The 17216-nt window shown below is 46.9% G+C and carries 19 protein-coding genes; 5 read left to right on the forward strand and 14 right to left on the reverse strand.

Features of this window, described 5'->3' with window-relative positions; genetic code table 11:
* Positions 1–35 precede the first annotated feature (35 nt).
* From GV64_RS07075 to GV64_RS25855, 9 genes are all read right to left on the reverse strand, one after another.
* Positions 36–614, reverse strand: coding sequence for a disulfide bond formation protein B (locus GV64_RS07075; RefSeq protein WP_020580805.1), 579 nt, complete (start codon positions 612–614; stop codon positions 36–38).
* Positions 615–673: 59 nt separating this feature from the next.
* On the reverse strand, positions 674–1318 hold the full coding sequence (locus GV64_RS07080) for a thioredoxin domain-containing protein (protein ID WP_020580804.1): 645 nt from the start codon (positions 1316–1318) through the stop codon (positions 674–676).
* 96 nt (positions 1319–1414) lie between these two features.
* Entirely contained in the window at positions 1415–2311 is an 897-nt protein-coding gene (gene ylqF / locus GV64_RS07085; protein ID WP_026258005.1) for a ribosome biogenesis GTPase YlqF, read from the reverse strand.
* A 193-nt stretch (positions 2312–2504) separates the two neighbouring features.
* The gene (locus GV64_RS07090) at positions 2505–3215 is read right to left on the reverse strand and encodes an HAD family hydrolase (RefSeq protein ID WP_020580802.1); all 711 of its coding nucleotides are present in this window, start codon (positions 3213–3215) and stop codon (positions 2505–2507) included.
* Positions 3216–3318: 103 nt separating this feature from the next.
* Positions 3319–4119 carry a hypothetical protein gene (locus GV64_RS07095; RefSeq protein WP_020580801.1) on the reverse strand — a complete coding sequence of 267 codons (801 nt, stop codon included), beginning with the start codon at positions 4117–4119 and terminating at the stop codon, positions 3319–3321.
* Between the two features lie 192 nt (positions 4120–4311).
* Positions 4312–4692: a DUF2306 domain-containing protein gene (locus GV64_RS07100; protein ID WP_034844113.1), complete on the reverse strand. Its 381-nt coding sequence runs from the start codon at positions 4690–4692 to the stop codon at positions 4312–4314.
* A gap of 46 nt (positions 4693–4738) precedes the next feature.
* Positions 4739–5509 carry a protein-tyrosine phosphatase family protein gene (locus tag GV64_RS07105; protein WP_152553953.1) on the reverse strand — a complete coding sequence of 257 codons (771 nt, stop codon included), beginning with the start codon at positions 5507–5509 and terminating at the stop codon, positions 4739–4741.
* A gap of 114 nt (positions 5510–5623) precedes the next feature.
* Positions 5624–6412: a dual specificity protein phosphatase family protein gene (locus GV64_RS07110; RefSeq protein WP_020580798.1), complete on the reverse strand. Its 789-nt coding sequence runs from the start codon at positions 6410–6412 to the stop codon at positions 5624–5626.
* Between the two features lie 112 nt (positions 6413–6524).
* Positions 6525–7481 (reverse strand): GNAT family acetyltransferase, encoded by a 957-nt coding sequence (locus GV64_RS25855; RefSeq protein WP_020580797.1) that lies wholly within the window; start codon positions 7479–7481, stop codon positions 6525–6527.
* Positions 7482–7763: 282 nt separating this feature from the next.
* Between GV64_RS25855 and GV64_RS07125 the strand changes: the two genes are divergently transcribed.
* Positions 7764–8045, forward strand: a complete 282-nt coding sequence (locus tag GV64_RS07125; protein WP_020580796.1) for a hypothetical protein — start codon at positions 7764–7766, stop codon at positions 8043–8045.
* A gap of 1 nt (position 8046) precedes the next feature.
* Here the strand turns inward: GV64_RS07125 and GV64_RS07130 are convergent, their stop codons facing one another.
* Positions 8047–8673: a CDP-alcohol phosphatidyltransferase family protein gene (locus GV64_RS07130; protein WP_020580795.1), complete on the reverse strand. Its 627-nt coding sequence runs from the start codon at positions 8671–8673 to the stop codon at positions 8047–8049.
* Positions 8674–8943: 270 nt separating this feature from the next.
* Between GV64_RS07130 and GV64_RS07135 the strand changes: the two genes are divergently transcribed.
* From GV64_RS07135 to erpA, 3 genes are all read left to right on the forward strand, one after another.
* On the forward strand, positions 8944–9714 hold the full coding sequence (locus tag GV64_RS07135) for a DUF6776 family protein (RefSeq protein WP_020580794.1): 771 nt from the start codon (positions 8944–8946) through the stop codon (positions 9712–9714).
* Positions 9686–10144: a bactofilin family protein gene (locus GV64_RS07140; RefSeq protein WP_020580793.1), complete on the forward strand. Its 459-nt coding sequence runs from the start codon at positions 9686–9688 to the stop codon at positions 10142–10144. The genes GV64_RS07135 and GV64_RS07140 overlap by 29 nt, the downstream gene beginning before the upstream one ends.
* A gap of 100 nt (positions 10145–10244) precedes the next feature.
* Positions 10245–10598: an iron-sulfur cluster insertion protein ErpA gene (gene erpA, locus GV64_RS07145; RefSeq protein WP_020580792.1), complete on the forward strand. Its 354-nt coding sequence runs from the start codon at positions 10245–10247 to the stop codon at positions 10596–10598.
* A 123-nt stretch (positions 10599–10721) separates the two neighbouring features.
* On the opposite strand, the gene GV64_RS07150 is transcribed toward erpA, so the two are convergent.
* The gene (locus tag GV64_RS07150; protein ID WP_020580791.1) at positions 10722–11660 is read right to left on the reverse strand and encodes an L-lactate dehydrogenase; all 939 of its coding nucleotides are present in this window, start codon (positions 11658–11660) and stop codon (positions 10722–10724) included.
* 710 nt (positions 11661–12370) lie between these two features.
* On the opposite strand from GV64_RS07150, the gene GV64_RS24185 reads away from it, so the two are divergent.
* The gene (locus GV64_RS24185; RefSeq protein ID WP_081622015.1) at positions 12371–12628 is read left to right on the forward strand and encodes a hypothetical protein; all 258 of its coding nucleotides are present in this window, start codon (positions 12371–12373) and stop codon (positions 12626–12628) included.
* Positions 12629–12643: 15 nt separating this feature from the next.
* On the opposite strand, the gene GV64_RS07165 is transcribed toward GV64_RS24185, so the two are convergent.
* From GV64_RS07165 to GV64_RS24645, 3 genes are all read right to left on the reverse strand, one after another.
* Positions 12644–13753, reverse strand: coding sequence for an anhydro-N-acetylmuramic acid kinase (locus tag GV64_RS07165; RefSeq protein ID WP_020580788.1), 1110 nt, complete (start codon positions 13751–13753; stop codon positions 12644–12646).
* A 257-nt stretch (positions 13754–14010) separates the two neighbouring features.
* Complete coding sequence (locus tag GV64_RS07170; RefSeq protein ID WP_020580787.1) at positions 14011–15456, reverse strand: OapA family protein; 1446 nt, start codon at positions 15454–15456, stop codon at positions 14011–14013.
* A gap of 241 nt (positions 15457–15697) precedes the next feature.
* Positions 15698–17029 (reverse strand): hypothetical protein, encoded by a 1332-nt coding sequence (locus tag GV64_RS24645; RefSeq protein ID WP_152553955.1) that lies wholly within the window; start codon positions 17027–17029, stop codon positions 15698–15700.
* Positions 17030–17216: the final 187 nt, after the last annotated feature.

Here is a 17216-nt window from a genome sequence, read left to right on the forward strand (position 1 = left end):
AAAAGATATCGATTATTGAAACCGATGTCAGCTGCTCAGGGCTTCTTGAAGAAAGTGGAGTATATGGAACTGATAATGCAGGTTGCCGCTGCCAGCAGGTAGATTGAGAAAATCACCACCATCCACTCGGCCATATTCAGGGTCAGGAAAGTCCAGTCATCGGCACCGCAGATTCCTGTGGGCATAAACATGGAGGGCCACCATTCATAAAGCGGCAGGTCGAAAGGGAAGATCGGGCGGAAGCTGCAGCTGGACGTAAACGGATTAAACTCGGCGTAGTCTGCAGTTTGCGCAATGGCTTCCTTCAATCCATACAGTGCACCAGCGATCCAGAGACCGTAGCCAGTGATTCTCAGCAGCGGGTTGGTTGGTGAAACGGCGATAACCAACGGAGCAAACATCAATATCAGTACTGCAAGCCGTTGATAGACACAGCGCTCACAGGGATCCATATGCAGAATATACTGAAAACCCAGGGCGCACAGTTCCAGAAAGAGCGCTGTGGCAAACATAATGAGCCAGGTGACTCGTAAATTCTGCCAGCCATGAATGGTTTGCAGGGGGCTCTCTTTCAAGTGTTGAAAGAGGCTATTGGAATTCTGTTCAGCAGCCAACGGTCGGATCCCTCTCGTATTGAAGGGCTTTCCGGTAACCCGGAAAGCCGGAAGGCTTGTTATTTTTTCTCTTCCACAGGAAGTTTGGTCAGGTAGGTGATCAGCGCATTCAGATCGTCATGAGACTTTAAGCTGCCCATGTTGATCAGGTAACGGTTGTTCACCATAAAGCTCGGTACTGCATGAACATATTCACCATAACGATTCCAGTCCAGTACAGTTTTCATGACTAACAGGCTGTTCTGATTGGCTTCAAAGTCTGACTGCTTCAATCCAGCCTTTTCCATAGTCTGAAAGAAGTCTTTATCATTCTGCCAGTCACCCTTACGCTCAACATGAATGCGGTTAAACAGCGCCTGTTTCACCGAATTATGGCGAGGTGTGCCCTGAGTCATCGCCAGTGCCATAGTGGCCTGTTTGGCATAGGCTCCCATAAAGGTCATGTGTGCCTGTTTGAACTCAATGTTTTGTTGGCCAAGCCATGTCTTCAGGGGAGTTAACGGTCCTTTTTCCCACTGGTAGCATCCACCGCAGTAGATGGAAAACAACTCTGTGACTGTTGGTTTAGTAAAAGAGGGAAGCCCCTTAACCACTTCGTAGTGAGTTCCTTCCTGAAACCTTCCTGCATCTTGAGTGCTGTCCGTTGCTTTGGCAAAAGCCATCATCGGAAAAACAAACATAAGTACCAATAACAACTTTTTCATCGGTATTATTTTCCTGTAGTCCTGTAAACAGTGTGATTATAGAAAGGTTAACATTGTCTACCAGACACTAACCTCAGTGTCTGGTAAAGATGTTGGTTATTTTTTAGCCTTGCCTGCTTCCCTGGCGGCTTTGCTTTCTTCCATAGCCTTTAACTGAGTCTCAATCATTTCCGGTGTCTCCAGGGTAATACGTCCCAGTTGACCATCGCGAAACTCATTAATCAGAATCTCTGCCACCTTATGGGTATCAGCAATCCCCCCACGACGCATGCAGCCCCGGCGTTGACCAATCATATCAAACAGCTCAATACCGCTTTCGGGTATTTCCTTGAGCTGATATCGCTGACGCAGTGCGTCCGGATAGTGCGCCATCATGAATTCAGCCAGATACATGGCAACATCTTCAAACTCAATGACGGTATTTTTGATGGCACCGCTGATGGCCAGCCGGTAGCCACAGTCTTCCGGCTCCAGCTTGGGCCAGAGGAAGCCGGGTGTATCCAGCAGGACTATGTTGTTTGGCAGTTTAATCCGCTGTTGCTGCTTGGTTACCGCAGGCTCATTACCCGTTTTGGCCACGGTTCGGCTGGCCAGAATATTAATTGTGGTGGATTTTCCCACATTGGGAATGCCAAGAATGATGGCTTTCAATTGGCTGACATCCAGATTTCGCTCAGGCACCATAGCCGGTGCCATATCCAGAATACTGCGAATCTTATCCGGCTGCTTCAGGTTAACCGCAATGGCCTTCATACCGGAAGTGCTGTTGATATGGTCAACCCATCGCTGGGTTACCACCGGGTCTGCCAGATCGCTTTTGTTGAGAATCTTGATGCAGGGGGTGTCCCTGCGAAGAGACGCAACCATCGGATTCTCACTGCTGAAAGGCAGGCGGGCATCCAGCACCTCAATGATAAGATCCATCTTTGGTATCACTTCGCGGATCTCTTTTTTGGCCTTGTGCATATGGCCGGGATACCAGTTTATTGCCATCGTTGGATCTATCTTTGCTTAACGGGGAACCGTGCATTTTACTATGTATCGTGCGCGCCAAAAACCACCAATTTTAAAACAATAAGTTATATGGAATAGTCATTGTCTGCAGAGAAAGGGCTGTTTGGCGTCCATAGCACAGGATGTGTCGGAGAGGATTCTCCGGCGAAAAGATGACTTCACTTATAATTGGCTATGTGTATTTTCCAATGAGGGATAAAAGATCTTCTACGTTGCGGGCAACGTAATCAGGCTTGTGTTGCCAGTTGTCTGGCTCTGCATGGCTATATGCTGCAGCGACTGAAATAACTCTGGCATTATTCCCAAGTGCTGATTGTAGGTTACGTGCAAATAGGGTATCCGCCTCATGGTCACCAATGTACATAAGCAGCTGGCTGTTCGTATGGCCAAAGATAGTTTCAAGACATTTTATGCCGCCGAATGGCGCTGGCTTTTGATTGCCATTTGATACATCATCATAGCCAACAACTGCTTTGAATGGGCGGTCTATACCATTAACTTTGAGTACGTTGCGTATATTCAGCTGGGCATTCTGGGAACATATTCCGTGGGATATATGTGAAAACTGCCTGATAACGCTTGTGATACCATCAAAAAGAGTAACGGGTGTCTGATTTTTCTCCTGATGTTCTGCCCACATACTACCTGCTTGAAGCATCTCTTCCCGTGTCATTCCATAGTAATTAACGTATAAATCCTGCCAGTTCTCTGCAGCATGATTCGCTGCATGATATGAGCTTTCACTTTGTAAGTGCACTGGTAAGTTATCACCAGTCAAGTGAGGAGCGACAATGGATAAAATCGCTTTTGTAATATTAATATTTTTGGGGACCGAATTGACCAGAGTTCCATCGTAATCCCACAGTACTGCATCTAGCTTCATAATCTGCTTCAGATTTCCAAATATTAATGGGCATCTTAAGCGTTGTACTCTGGAGTAAACCAGAATACAACGTGGACTTTATGCTACTGATAATATGCAGACATTACCCTTTGGCAGTATCTCGAAGCATCTGTAAATAATTTAAAGACAGGCGTTGTGCTTTTTTGCGTACTGTAAGTACAGGGCTGCGAATTTCAAGGTAGAGTTTTACCGCATACTCCGTTGCATCCAGCAATGATTCTTTTTCTGGAATGGCGACTGTTTTTTTTAGTTTTTCAGCAAAGTCAGGAAGCAGTCGCTCAATTTTACGGACACCTCTTGCCTCATAACCTGCCTCTTGCAATGCCAGAGATCCCAAAACCTGACTGCGAAGAAAGCTCAAAAAGTCTAGGGCTTCAAAATATTCACCACGGCCTATTTTGGTGCCGGCATAATGGATCCATACCCAGAAACGATCTTCAATCCACTGGGCATTGGCCTCAGGGTACGCCCCCTTACCCTGGCTCAGAGCCTCTTTTAATCTGGAGTCCCTTGCCCACAGGATAACCGGTTCATCAACCCGGGTAGCTGCATCTTCTACTTTGACAAACTTGAAATCCACATGGAGCAGTTCAGGGCCGAAAAGGGTAATCAAAACCCGTGGTTCACCGACGTGTTCGCCGGTAAATCCAGCGACCATATCACCCAGTGCAGAAGTTATGAGAATCCGGTCATTCATGATGGAATCAAATGCCTTAGGCTCCACTGCGATGACGATATCCAGATCGCTGAAGGTATCGAGCGTGTTGTCCGCATAGGATCCGGAGGCTGCGACGCCGACAATCCTGGGATCGCTGATCAGTTTTGGTAATGCCTGCTCAATAAACGCCTGGTGGAGGCTGGGGAGAGAGCTTGGAAATTGCATGTTTTATCACTTAACTCTTACTGCTTTATATTCATCATCCACAAGATGATGTCTGTAAGAATTTCAAACAGCATTACAGGTTAACTTTTTAGTGGGCAGAGGTGTAGCTCGAACTAATACCTACTCAGCTTTTCTAGTGACGGCAAGACTAACCGTTATCATTTGATATTGATCACCTTATGGTGAGATACATTAACCGAAGAATAGTTGATACAAATAACGCCCGGGTGCAAAAGCCCCAATACCGGCACCAACCAGGCCAACATAGGCACCAATTGAATAAGCCTTATGTTGCTTAATTTTATGGCTTCGAGCAGCAGATAAAGAGATCACTACACAGATAATGATCCAGACAGAGAGCAGATGGATGGGGCCAAAACTATTCCAGATAGGAAAGAAACTGCTGATCCAGAACGAGGAAATGGCTGTAATCAGCATGGCCACCATCCAGGTACGCCCAAGATACCGGTGCAGGGGTGTCCCTTTTTTCATCATCAACTGAAGTGTTCCAGTCAGCAGGCTATAGGCTGCTGCTGCCAGATGAATCTCTATAGGTGTCGTCATTACTCTCATCTAAACCATCTTCGGGTATTGTTTTAACGGGGCTCTGTGGCAATGCTTAATAGATAACACCGACACTCTGGATCCCCTTGCTGTCTCTTAAATAATAGGCGATCCATTTCAGACCTCTTTTTTGCAGGGGCTTCACCGGACGGCCTGCAATTTCTTCCGCTTCCTCAATCACCTCAAGATAGCTTTTACCCAGGAACTGCATCTGGTATGTGCCAATGACCATACCTGTCCGGTCGCTGCCAGCCTGACAGTGAACAAAGAGCGCCATGGGTCTGCTTCGTTCCTGATTGAGCCAGCGTCTGAGCTTGTCAACCAGACTGTATACATCGCCAATGAAGGGAAGGTTGAGCATAATGTGGAGTATTGATCTGGGGTAATAGTCAGGGCTGGATACTGCACCATAGACCGGGTAATGGATCAGGTACATCAGATCAGGGTTGGTGTGAGTAAACACTTGCTCGTGTTTTAGCAGGTGACTCTCGTTCAGTTTGCTGATCAATGATATATCAAGAATATAGGTGTCTTCAGGCAGCGGTGTTTCAAGCTTCTCTATACTTCTCTGGTTCATGGTATTTATCAGTTCATCATAAGCGAAGCGGCCATTGGCAATGGGCATGTTGCCCCGGAACAGATAGTTACCGGACAGCGGGTCGTAGTCCACCAGCCGTAATTTTCGGGGGGTGAATACCACTTCTTTTTTAGGCTTGGTAACTGCTGGTGGAGGACCGTTAGGGATTGATGGTTGCTGGGCGGAGTAGCCTGCGGTCACAAAAGAGAGTAGCAACAGCGTCGGTATGAGTCGCCTGAAAATAGTCATGATCGATTACATATTGAATGGGCACAGGTTTCTGACTGTTTTCTACGCTGAGAGTTTCAAACAGTGCTGGAAACAGGGGAGGGAGCCAGAGGGTGGCCTGTTCTTGGACTGGCTCTATATATCACCGATGGTTGGAAGCCTTTCAACTTCCCGCAGATAGTAGGCATACCACTGCAGGCCATGTTTACTGAAGGCACTGATGTTTCGTCCTGCGACTTCTACTGCATTCTGATAGGCCTGATTATAGCTGTTGCCTTGATAGCGCAATTGATAGGCAGCGATCACTTCACCGGTACGGTCAAAACCAGCTTCACAGTGCACATAAACGATCACGGGGGTGTCAGCATCTTTATTCAGCAAGATATTGAGGCTATTGACCAGATTCTCCAGTTTGTCCCTGCCCCATTTTTTGGAAAAATGTTTCCGCCACTTGCGGTGAGTATGTTTGACGCTGATAGGAATGCCGTAGATCGGGCGGTTGATGACTTCCCCTAGTCCTGGGTTCTGGTCAAAGAAGTGTCGCTCTTTTTCCAGGTGTTTTTTCTCCCCTTTTTCAATGGAATTTACCAGGGATATATTGATGATCCTGACGGTTTCCGGTAGTGAGGTACCCAGTTTTTCAAGTGTGTGGCTATTTATAACGCCAAGCAGCTCATCATAGGCAAAGGTTTCACTGTTAAGAGGCATATTTCCCCGAAAGAGGTAGTTTCCTGTTTGTTCATTGTATGCAACCAAATGCACCCGCTCTGGTTTGAAATTACCACCAGTTTCATTCTGGTAAGTGGTTGCCAAGCCTTCTGTGCTGAGGAAGGTTTCTTCATCCGTGGAGAACTCCTGATATGATAAAGCAGCAGGGATAGGGCTGAAGGCCAATAGCAGTGTAATCAGTACAGAGGTGTGCATGGGCAAACCTTTATTTTTGATAGATCATTCCCTGTTATCTGCTGATAGTAGCAAAGGCATTAGTCACCAGCTTCTGGCAGGCCAGTGGGTGGGGCAGGTTTTCCTTGGCAAGTCAGTTGCAGAGACGTTTTCCCAGGCTGATGACATGGTCAGTCTTGTAACCGAGGGATCGATAAAACGCCACAACCTGCTGATTCGTACTGCGAACCTGCAGGTTGATCTTTGGACAGCCCAAACTTGATAGCTTCTCTTCCAGATTCTCCATCAGTATTTTTCCCAGCTCGTTTTTTTGCCATTGGGGACTAACGGCCAGATAGTTCACCCAGCCTCGGTGTCCTTCATAACCACCCATGACCGATGCGATAACTTCATTTTTGACCAGCCCCACCAGAAAGAGACCATCATCCATAGCGACTTTTCGATGAATATCACTCTGTGGGTTGTTTTGTGGTGTAGTCAGGCCACATTGCTGCCAGAGGGAGATAACGGCTTCCATATCCTCAGGCTTGAAAGCACGTACTGTCATCGCAGGTGGTGTTTTCCTGGTTGCGTAGGCTTTTGCTTCTAGCGAAGTGAATGGTATCCGGATTCTGGACATTCGGTAGCTGTTGACTAGCTGCCCGTCGCGAAATGCATCACACTTGCTTTCACCCTCTATTTCAAAATCAAAACGCTGGTAGAGAGCAATGGCTTGAGTGTTGTCGGTATAGACGTCCAGCTCTATCCTAACCAGATTCAGCCAGTTATCCGCCAGATCAATCATGGCTTTCATCAACTGTTTGCCAATACCTTTGCCCTGAGCTTCCGGATGAACAGTAATACCAAAGCTCGCGCAGTGCTTGCGGCGCGGATTTTCCTGTGTGTGTAACCCCAGATGTCCAAGGATTTGTCCCGATACTTCAGCCACCAGTTGTATGTGGTTTTTGTCGTCCATATTGAACAGGTTGTTCCAATACTCCTGAGAGCGATAGGGGATCTGGCTGGTCTGGCGGGTAACTTCAGGATCGCGGAAAAACTCGCCAATGGCTTTCAGGTCCGAAACTTCAGCATGCCTGATCACTGCATCCATGACATATTCTCTATTGTGTTTGTTTTTTAGGATTATATGAGAAAGCCGTTAGTTTTTTACAGTGAAGCTGATGGCTAAATGAGAGACAAAATAAAGAGGTGAGGATAATGTGTGCAGAAAACTAAAATATGCATTCAACTAGGTTGATTCCACTTTTGGTTTCTGGCGTGGTACTTATAAGGATTCAGGTATATGCATGTTTTAGCGTGATAACCCATGATTAAATGAGCTTTCACTCTTCTCTAGAATTCTGCATTCATACTCTATTTCAGGAACCTGTCCATGGGTGCAGTCTGTTTTACACTCTTTGATCCTTTCTTTTTGTTTGTAGCTGTGATTGCCATTTCACTCGGTTACTCCAAAAAATACATCATCCCATTAACGGCACTCTTTGTTGGTTTGCTAGCAGAAACTCTGGCAGCAGAGGCCAATCAGTTCCGGCAGTGGGGAGAAAGTGTCCACGTTTTTCTGGGCGCTGGAATAATTCAGGCCATTCTTGCCTATTTTGCTGTTGGCTACTGGCGTCGGAAAAAACTCTGTTCCAGGGACGCTTCATGTGGCTGAGTTATGGTGCTTTTCTTTCTGCCTGATCAATGCTCTGGTATCCCGACCAAACTCTGAGCGTAGCCGTTAACATACAGATGGCCGCAAAGCCAAGGGCAAGCTCCGGAAAAAAGTCGGGCAACAGGCAGAAAAGGATAAACAAAAGAATGGTTTCCGTACCCTCTGCCAGCCCTCCCAGGTAATAAAGGGATTTATGTTTGAAGTGCGGATCAGATAGTTGATGTTTCTCAGCCATGATGGCATAGGCAAGAAAGCTGGCTCCGGTGCCCATAAACGAGAAAATAAGTACGCATGCCGCAACAGCATTCGCTGCTGGTGAAGCGAGAGCAAACCCCATAACAATGCCTGAATAGAAAATGAAGTCCAGAGTGATATCCAGAAAACCACCGGCATCCGAAGGAGTGCTCAGCCTTGCCAAGGCTCCATCAAGTCCATCAAAAACCCTGTTTCCAATAATAAGTATCAAGGCCAGGATGTAATACTCAAAAGCCAGTAATGGGATAGCGATCATGCCAATCACAAAGCCGGTAACGGTGACCTGATCAGGCGTTATGCCATAGTTCTTCAGCCACGTGGCTGCTTTTCTCAGTGGCGGCTGAATTAGGGGGGCTGTCCATTTATCAAGCATGTAACGTAGGAGGTATAGTTGTTGGCATGTGTGGGACCATAATACCTCTGGTTTTTTTCTGTGCCAAACAGCTTCTGCAACGGAGTTATTGTGAACACTTTCCTGAGGATGTGAAAATTTTACTGGCCTGTTTGTTATGTTTTTTTGGCTTGTGTATAGTCCCGCTGTTAAAGTTTTCAGTATAAGTCTCGCCTTAGAAATTAAGGCAGTGATAGTCTTGGTGAAACAGTGGCTTGCTATTAAGCCATGGTCTGGAAAAGGTGGATATCTTTGCATCCCGACAGTGGCAAACTCAGGGTTATACGTCATGACCCGAAACGCGATCAGTTAATTCGAATTCTTCTATTGATCACTATTGCTTTGCTGGGTGGTTTTGCCTATTGGTATGGTGGTAACCATGCAGGGCATAATCTAGATCAGGCTAAGCAACAGAATATGAGCCTGGAAAGTAAAGCCCGAGTTTTACAGGAAGAAAATAATGAGCTCCGACAGCGGCTGGCCATTCTGGAAAGTGCCAGCAAAATGGATCGTGAAGCGGTAAATAATGTTCGCTTGCTGGTAAAGCAGCTTGAGGAAGAGAAAGAACAGCTGCATAAAGAACTGACCTTTTTCAAGAGCATTCTGGCTCCGGAAGATATGTCTACCGGTGTGCGGGTCGCTGGCTTCAGTTTGCTTAAGGGCGACGAGCCCCGTCAGTATCGCCTGCGGCTAGTGATCTCCCAGGTAGCGAGAAGCAACCCGTTTTTAAAGGGGACATTATCCGTATCGCTACTGGGAGAAACTGATGGAAAAGCACAGGCTATACCGCTGCAGCAGTTGGCAGGGCCTGATCAGGTGTTAACACGTCTGGGCTTTCGTTATTTTCAGGCTTTGCCTGGTGACAGAGAGTATCTTGATTTCAATTTGCCAAAAGGCTTCGAGCCTGCAGGGATCAAGATTGTGGTACAGATCACAAGTGGTATCAGGCAGAGTTTTGAACAAATTTATCAATGGGATAAGGAGCTGGTAGCGGATGTTCGGCAAGAGCAAAGCAGCGGGTAATGCAAGTAATAAGCATGGCAGCACCACCCTCATATCGTCAGAAACCACCATTAACGGCGATATTCACTTTACCGGTGCAGTCCATATAGAGGGGCGCGTTAAAGGTAATATCTCTGCGGACCATGGTTTATTGACCATTGCGCATAGCGGTAGTGTCGAAGGAGATGTTCGTGCCCAGCGTGTGGTGGTAGATGGCCATGTTCGTGGCAATGTTTTTGCTGAGGAACATCTGGAGCTTGCTTCCAGGGCGGTGATTACCGGTAATGTCTTTTACAATGTGATTGAGATGACTAAAGGCTCTCAGGTCAATGGCAGCCTTGAGCACCACCCTAATGGTGTGCCTGCCGGGCAGCAACCTTTGCTGGAGCGCTCTGAGGCCTCTGACGCTGAAATGCCGGTAGGTGAAGTTATTGAAGCAGGGAATAATTGACTATAACAGTCGGTTACTCGGATAATAGCTGACTGATGAGTAAATGACGGGTCGCTGCCTTAACTGGTTATAAGTAGATGACAGCGGCACGGGAGGGTCAATGAGCGTAGTAGAAACAGTGATACCCGAGCCAATCAGTGTTACGGAAACTGCTGCCCGCAGGGTATGTGAATTGCTGGCAGATGAGACCGAAGAAAATCAAAGGCTGCGTGTATATGTAACGGGTGGGGGCTGTTCCGGCTTTCAGTATGGCTTCACCTTTGACAGTAATCTGGCCGACGATGATACGCTGATTATCAAAGAGGGTGCGTCAGTTGTTGTCGACTCCCTGAGCTACCAGTACCTGGTGGGTGCAGAGATTGATTATGAAGAGGGGCTGGAAGGCTCTCGTTTTCTGGTCAAAAATCCTAATGCCAAGTCTACCTGTGGTTGTGGTTCTTCGTTCTCAATATGAACGGATGGTCTGAAGTGTTCTGTGGGACTTTTTTGGAACCACAATGATTACGAAGAGCACAAAGAAGAGATTTTTTCTTTTCCTTTGTGCTCTTCGTGGTTTTCAGGCTTTAAAAAAGCGAACCTAAACCAACTGATCCATGGATGCTTTAAGGGTGCTGGCAGAGTGTTGGATACCCGCTAGCTCCTCTTCATCCAGCCTGGGGGCAATAATACTTTCCACCCCATCACTACCGATAATGGTTGGCAGGCTCAGGCAGATATCACTGATACCGTATTCCCCATTTAATCTGACGGTCACTGGCAGAACACTCCGTTGGTTGTTTCGTACTGTGCGAATGATGTAGGCAATGACCAGACCAATAGCCCAGTTGGTGTAGCCTTTAGTGGCAATAATCTCGTAAGCGGCTTTTCTAACCCGGGTTACAATGCCTGCCAGTGCTTTTTGGTCGTATTCACGACCATTAACGGTATTGCCCTTAATGCCGAGGCCGGCAATGGAAGCAGAGCTCCAGACCGGGACTTCAGAGTCACCATGCTCTCCGAGGATATAAGCATGAATGGACTGAGGAGAGACATCATAGTGGCTGGCCAGAAGGGTTCGAAAACGGGATGTATCCAGCAGGGTACCGGTGCCAATCACCAGATTGTTGGGGCGCTGGCTCAAGCTTTGCATGGCATGAGTAAGAATATCCACCGGGTTGCTGGCAATCAGTAACATGGCTTCCGGAGCATGATGATCCAGCTCTCTGGCAATCGCCTCAAACACTTTGATGTTGCGCTGTAGCAGGTGCAACCGGCTTTCATCCGGGCTGGACTGACTGACACCGGCGCAGATAACAATAATTCCAGCTCCTGTCAGGCTGGAAAAGTCGCCGGCAGACACCTCGCAACGCCCGACCAGTGGCTGGCCGTGCATCAGGTCAAGCGCTTCTCCATGAGCCCTGTCATGATTTTTATCCACAAGAACAATCTGATTAGCCAGCTTTTGCTGAAACAGTGAGTACGCTGCTGCCATCCCGACAAAGCCGGTACCGATGATGCCAATTTTATTCATATTCATGGGAGAGTGCCTGAGCTTTGAGGTATGTGTTGAACAACCATAATCTGAAGGGCTACGTACCTCAAGAATGTGACGGGAGGAGGACAGTAAATAAGACTCTAGGTGAAGAAGGCTTTCTTTGTTCGCAGGGAGCTGCTTGAGGAGAAAAGTCTATAGCAATAATTTAGTCTCATTTTGTCGTATTGGGTAGTAACCATTCGATTGTCAAACCAGTGAATTACCCGAAATATGCAAAATAAAACATATTATCGCTGGGTAGAACGCACAATGAATGTTTGAGTCAATAGTTTTACAGTCTGCTTAAAAACCAATTGAGACGTCAGAAGTGGTGATTAACGATGGATGTAAAGGCTTTAGCTAAACTTCTTTTTGTTAATAATTAAATTACCCTTAATTACTTTTTTCTTTAAGCAGGCCTGTAAGTCAATTATATCTGGAGTATTTGTCCGGTTAGAGTGGAGCTTTGATGGCCGATTTTCAATTTTTCGGTATATGTTATTTCTGCGGCTTAATGTCTGTTTTACCTGAAAAAAAACTAACTGTAATTTCAGTTCTGCGGTTTCGTTGTTGCTGGTAATTACTTGATTCTGAACTAGCATTCAGATAGCTCTTTCTCCCATGTTTCTTGCCTGAAATATTCAGTTTGGCTCTGTTCGTTACGAGAGATCAACCTTCATGACGGTTGATCTCTTATATTAGAGGAAATTTGTATGCAAGACTCTGATCATTTACAAGGCTCTCCCCAGGATGACTCTGAGGTTAAATATAAACACGACAGTGATCATTTGGAATATCGTCAGCATGAAAAAAGCCATCCGCACACCCAGCACGGTGGCAACCCAGAGGGGCATAAACACCCTCATCAGACCCATGAAGAGCGACACGAACACAATGAGCATGGCCACCATAAGGTGAAGAAGCATGATCACAAGGAACATACCCGAGAGCACCATAAAACAGGACATTAAGAACAGGCATTCTTTTCAGGCTGGATAAATTCCACCCAGTATTCGTAAACCGGATGCCCCGGTGACTGCAGGAAGGTTGCCGGGCAGTTTCAAAATGTTTTGTCTTGCCAACCACGCAAAGGCGATAGCTTCAACCCACTGAGGGTTAACACCCAGCTCGGAAGTTGATTCCAAGCGTCTGCCGGCCATCTCTTCTTTTAGCATTGCCATCAGGGACTTGTTATTGGCGCCACCACCACAGGCAAAAACTTCATCAGTTTCTGGTGCATGCTGCTTTATGGCATCTGCAATACAACGAGCCGTTAAACGACAAAGAGTTGCTTGTATGGTTGTTGGGGATAATCCACGAAACCCTTCAAGCATTGAGCTCAGCCAGGCAGGGTTGAACAGTTCCCGGCCGGTACTCTTGGGAGCTGCCAGCCGAAAAAATGGTTCGCTCAACATGGTTTCCAATAGAATTGGGTCATGAGGTTCCTGGGAAGCATGAAAGCCATCTTTATCGAAAGGCTGATGCCACTGCTGCTGACACCAATAGTCCATTAACAGGTTGCCAGGGCCTGTATCAAAGCCAGTTACAAGGGTTTGTCCACTTTTAGCCGCCGGCAAGATAGAAATATTGCTGATTCCACCAATATTGACGACCACCCGGTGGGAAGTTTCACTGGTAAAAACGGCATGGTGAAAGGCGGGTACCAGAGGCGCTCCCTGACCACCGGCTGCCATGTCCCGTCGTCTGAAATCAGCAACAACGGTAATGCCGGTTTGTTCTGCCAGTATATTGGGATCACCAATCTGAAGGGTATAGCCCAGCTCTGGTATATGCCTGATAGTCTGACCGTGGCTGCCAATGGCTCTGATCTGTTTTGCAGTCAGCCCTCCTTTTTCCAGAAGTGACTTGACGGTTTCAGTGGCAATATGAGCAATTGCCGAATCAACCTCAGCCATTAAACGAATTTCATCATTGCCTGGCTGGCAAAGCTGCTGAATTTTTTCCTTCAGTTTTAACGGCCACTCCGTGGTATGGCTGGCAACGAGAACGGGGTGATTGCCATCAAAGCGAACGGCAGCAGCATCCATAGCATCCAGGCTGGTGCCTGACATAAGGCCTATATAGATATCCGACATGGTTCACCCTTGGAAGGAAAGTTTGAGTGGCCCTTTGGGTTGGCCATACAATCACTCATGCCGTATTGAACGTCTTGAACAAACCACCATGTCCTGCGCCGTTCGCCTTGCCTGAGAGCTTGTATGACCAACTGGCTAAATGGCCAGTGGTAACGCCCCCTAGGGTACTGAGACACAAAGAAACATTGATCATTACTTTGTGTCTTAGTGCCTCTTATGCCCTATGGGTATTGTGGCTAACTAATTATTGCGACTGATTACTGTGTGGCCAGCAGTGTATCGCTCTGCTTTTCAAGCCTGGCAATCATCAGTTCTGACTGCTTTTTGAAGTTAGCCATTTCTTTTTTGGCAATGGGCGCTGCATCAGGGAGCTTAACCGTCATCGGGTTTCTATGGACGCCATTGACACGGAACTCATAATGCAGGTGGGGGCCGGTTGCCCAGCCTGTTTTGCCCACGTAAGCAATGATTTGTCCCTGACGAACTCTCTGACCTTTTTTAAGCCCAGTCAGCTTATTAGCATGAGCATAAATGGTGACAATGTTGTTGGGGTGCTCAATGAAAACCACATTACCATAGCCGTTTTGCCAGCCAGAAAACTGGACACGGCCATCACCAGCGGCTTTTATGGGGGTGTTCATGGGGGCCGCATAGTCCACTGCTCGATGGGGACGCTTTGTCTTGAAGATTGGGTGAAGTCGGTCAGGGTTGTAACGGGAGCTGATACGGGTAAAGTCGACCGGAGTACGGAGAAAGGCTTTTTTCATGCTCTTTCCATCCGGCGTATAGTAGTCAGTATCCCCCTGACTATCGGTGTAACGAACCGCTGTAAAGGTTTGTCCCTGGTTGGTAAAACTGGCTACCAGAATGTCTCCATCACCCAGTTTTTCTCCTTCCAGATACTTTTCTTCGTAAAGTACATTGAAGGTATCACCACTGCGAATATCCTGTACGAAATCGATATCCCAGCCAAAAATACCAGCTAGCTCCATGGTGAGGTTTTGAGAGAGGCCTGCTTTCTGGCTGGCCAGAAAGAGCGAGCTTTCAATAGTGCCGCTGGCGTATGTTGGACGAATTTCCGGTGACAGGGTAACCAGCTCTGCCAGATAGCCATCATCTGCTTTGGTAAAGAAGATACTTTCGAGCTTGGACTTCTCGTAGCGTAACTGGGTAAGGGTGCCTTCCTGATTAATCCGGAACTCCAGAGACTCACCCGGGCGTATACGAGCGAGAGTGTCGCCATACTTGGGAGTACTGGCAACCTGGTAAACAACACTGGCACTTAGCCCTTGAGCATTAAATAACGCCGATAAGTTATCGCCGGATTTAATGGTGATGTTATGCCACTTGCCAAGCTGTTGCTCCAGATCGTAAGCGGCTTTTGCCAGTGCTTTTGCATCTGATTCCTGCTCGAGTTCTTTAATGGATGCTTCTGCTTTATCTGTACTCTGGCTGCTGATAAAGGGCTCAGGCTGGGAAGTTGTGATACTGCTGGTCAACTCAGGGGCTGATTCCTGAGGCTGGAGAGCATCGATAGTCATCGGAATTTCGTTGCGTTTGGCTTCTACGTCGCCAGAGGGCAGAAGAGCCATCACTCCCATGATGCTGGCAGCGATGGTAGTTGCCAGCAGCAAGTGTCGCTTGGGAAACTGTTTCAGGCGCTGGTTGATTCGTGTTGCGCCTCTCGGGATGGCTTTATTCATTAAGGTTGTTAACGCTGTCTGCAATGTGCTGATAAGTAAATTATAACGGTAAAAAACACCGTAAGTCATATCTGTCAGAAAAGGTACGTCAATACAGAGTCAATTATGATTTTTTCTGATAAGTGTCTTGATTATCACGAATTGTTTTATTGCCTTGCCGCGCTAGGCAAGTGTGATGCAGAAAGCACTGAGAGAAAGATGGTGAACAATAATGGGCAGTGGTTGTTGTTCATTGCCTGGGTCAAGACACAATATAAGGTACTAAACGAGATACGTTCTGATTTATGCTGTTCCATAGAGGGCTGGAGTTTTCAGGAGTTGACTGGGTTGGTTGGGTACTTATGACAGGTTGTGACGTTGTTGGTGTATATGAGACTTGTTGGCCATCAGCTGGCATAGGGTGTGTATGGAGAGATGATTGGTAGATGGTGGGCTGTTGAGCAGCTGGTTGAACCTGAGGCGCGGTATTTTGTGGATAATTCGGGGTAATTATTGGAATTGTGGTTGTGGCTGATTGGTGGGGCATTTGTGGTAAGGGTTGTGGGGCTATGGTATTGACTTGAGCATAAGGCACAGTTGATTCTTGTGGTTGCTGGAAAGTAATGGGTATTTGTTGTAACGAGGTTTGCTGAGAGATTGGAATTGAATAGTTTTGCACTGCGGTTGACCCCTCTGTCACCGATATAGAAGGCTGGACGTTTAGAACCGTCCCGGGTTGCTGATTGGTTGAGCTATCTTGTTGAGAAGTTACTGGCAGGGTGGGCATTTGTTGTGATTCATCTGATAGTGCCTCGAAAACTGTATATGGCTTTACTCCAAAAATTCGGGGGATGAAGAAAATCAGACCCAGAGGGCCTAAAAAAAAATAGGGCGTGAATAAAGCGCAAGCCAGGCCCCCAATAGTCCCAAGTATCTGAATAGACTTTGGAATAGAGTTGAGGGTATCTGTTGCATCTACTCTTACGTATTCTTCCAAGGGCATTTTTCCTGAAACACCAGTGTCTGGTGTCTGGCCACTCGTAGTGCTCTGAACAGTTTCACTTTGTCCGGTCTGGTTTGGCTCGACCTGGCTTTGTCCGGCTGGATTTGATCCAGAATGGCTCTGCACTGTCATGGGGAGAGCAGGCTGCACAGTTCTATTGTTCAAGCTCTCGCTCTCATGGGTATACCTGAGTACCCCTTTGATCCCCCCAGCAATCAACGCTCCAACCTTTATTGCATATATTGAGATTGTTCTGCCAAAAAAGTCGAGAGTTGCATTAACGGTGGCCAGTCCCCTGCATACAACATTGGCAGCATCAGAAGCAGAAAAATTTGAGGAAGCATCGCGAGTGGGTGGCGTTGAGATTGGACCTTGATAAGAATGTGTAGATGATTGAGGTGATACAGGTAGTTGGGAGTGTACTTGCGGATTTGCGGAAGAATAAACAGTAGGTGGAGGTGAAGGCTGTAGCTGAGCATCCACAGATATCTCCTTTCTATTTGAACTAAGGCAGTAAAACGGTAAGCAGAAGAAATATGAAACAGAACGAACTTTGGCAAACAAATTCGACAGGAAGTATTCAATGTTCAACCTGTCAGAAGTTCGCAACTTCTTTGGACTGATTCGACAGTTAGGGTTTAACGTTAGTTCCAGTCGTTTGAGGTAAAGGCTTGGTAAGGCAAATATACGAAAATTTACTTTATTTAGAGTTCAGGCATTTGTTCCAGCAGCATTTTGTTGTATTTTGAGCGGCTCGATTTTTTATTAGATAGTTAGC

This window comes from Endozoicomonas elysicola (assembly GCF_000710775.1).
GTDB classification, from domain to species: domain Bacteria; phylum Pseudomonadota; class Gammaproteobacteria; order Pseudomonadales; family Endozoicomonadaceae; genus Endozoicomonas; species Endozoicomonas elysicola.

Coding starts and splice junctions, on each gene's coding strand:
- GV64_RS07105 (WP_152553953.1), bottom strand. CDS start 5,509: ATGACTATTTTCAGGCGACTCATACCGACGCTGTTGCTACTCTCTTTT.
- erpA (WP_020580792.1), top strand. CDS start 10,245: ATGAGCGTAGTAGAAACAGTGATACCCGAGCCAATCAGTGTTACGGAA.
- GV64_RS24185 (WP_081622015.1), top strand. CDS start 12,371: ATGCAAGACTCTGATCATTTACAAGGCTCTCCCCAGGATGACTCTGAG.
- GV64_RS07150 (WP_020580791.1), bottom strand. CDS start 11,660: ATGAATATGAATAAAATTGGCATCATCGGTACCGGCTTTGTCGGGATG.
- GV64_RS07170 (WP_020580787.1), bottom strand. CDS start 15,456: ATGAATAAAGCCATCCCGAGAGGCGCAACACGAATCAACCAGCGCCTG.
- GV64_RS07140 (WP_020580793.1), top strand. CDS start 9,686: ATGTTCGGCAAGAGCAAAGCAGCGGGTAATGCAAGTAATAAGCATGGC.
- GV64_RS07165 (WP_020580788.1), bottom strand. CDS start 13,753: ATGTCGGATATCTATATAGGCCTTATGTCAGGCACCAGCCTGGATGCT.
- ylqF (WP_026258005.1), bottom strand. CDS start 2,311: ATGGCAATAAACTGGTATCCCGGCCATATGCACAAGGCCAAAAAAGAG.
- GV64_RS07100 (WP_034844113.1), bottom strand. CDS start 4,692: ATGAGAGTAATGACGACACCTATAGAGATTCATCTGGCAGCAGCAGCC.
- GV64_RS07080 (WP_020580804.1), bottom strand. CDS start 1,318: ATGAAAAAGTTGTTATTGGTACTTATGTTTGTTTTTCCGATGATGGCT.
- GV64_RS07095 (WP_020580801.1), bottom strand. CDS start 4,119: ATGCAATTTCCAAGCTCTCTCCCCAGCCTCCACCAGGCGTTTATTGAG.
- GV64_RS07090 (WP_020580802.1), bottom strand. CDS start 3,215: ATGAAGCTAGATGCAGTACTGTGGGATTACGATGGAACTCTGGTCAAT.
- GV64_RS25855 (WP_020580797.1), bottom strand. CDS start 7,481: ATGGATGCAGTGATCAGGCATGCTGAAGTTTCGGACCTGAAAGCCATT.
- GV64_RS07130 (WP_020580795.1), bottom strand. CDS start 8,673: ATGCTTGATAAATGGACAGCCCCCCTAATTCAGCCGCCACTGAGAAAA.
- GV64_RS07110 (WP_020580798.1), bottom strand. CDS start 6,412: ATGCACACCTCTGTACTGATTACACTGCTATTGGCCTTCAGCCCTATC.
- GV64_RS07125 (WP_020580796.1), top strand. CDS start 7,764: ATGGGTGCAGTCTGTTTTACACTCTTTGATCCTTTCTTTTTGTTTGTA.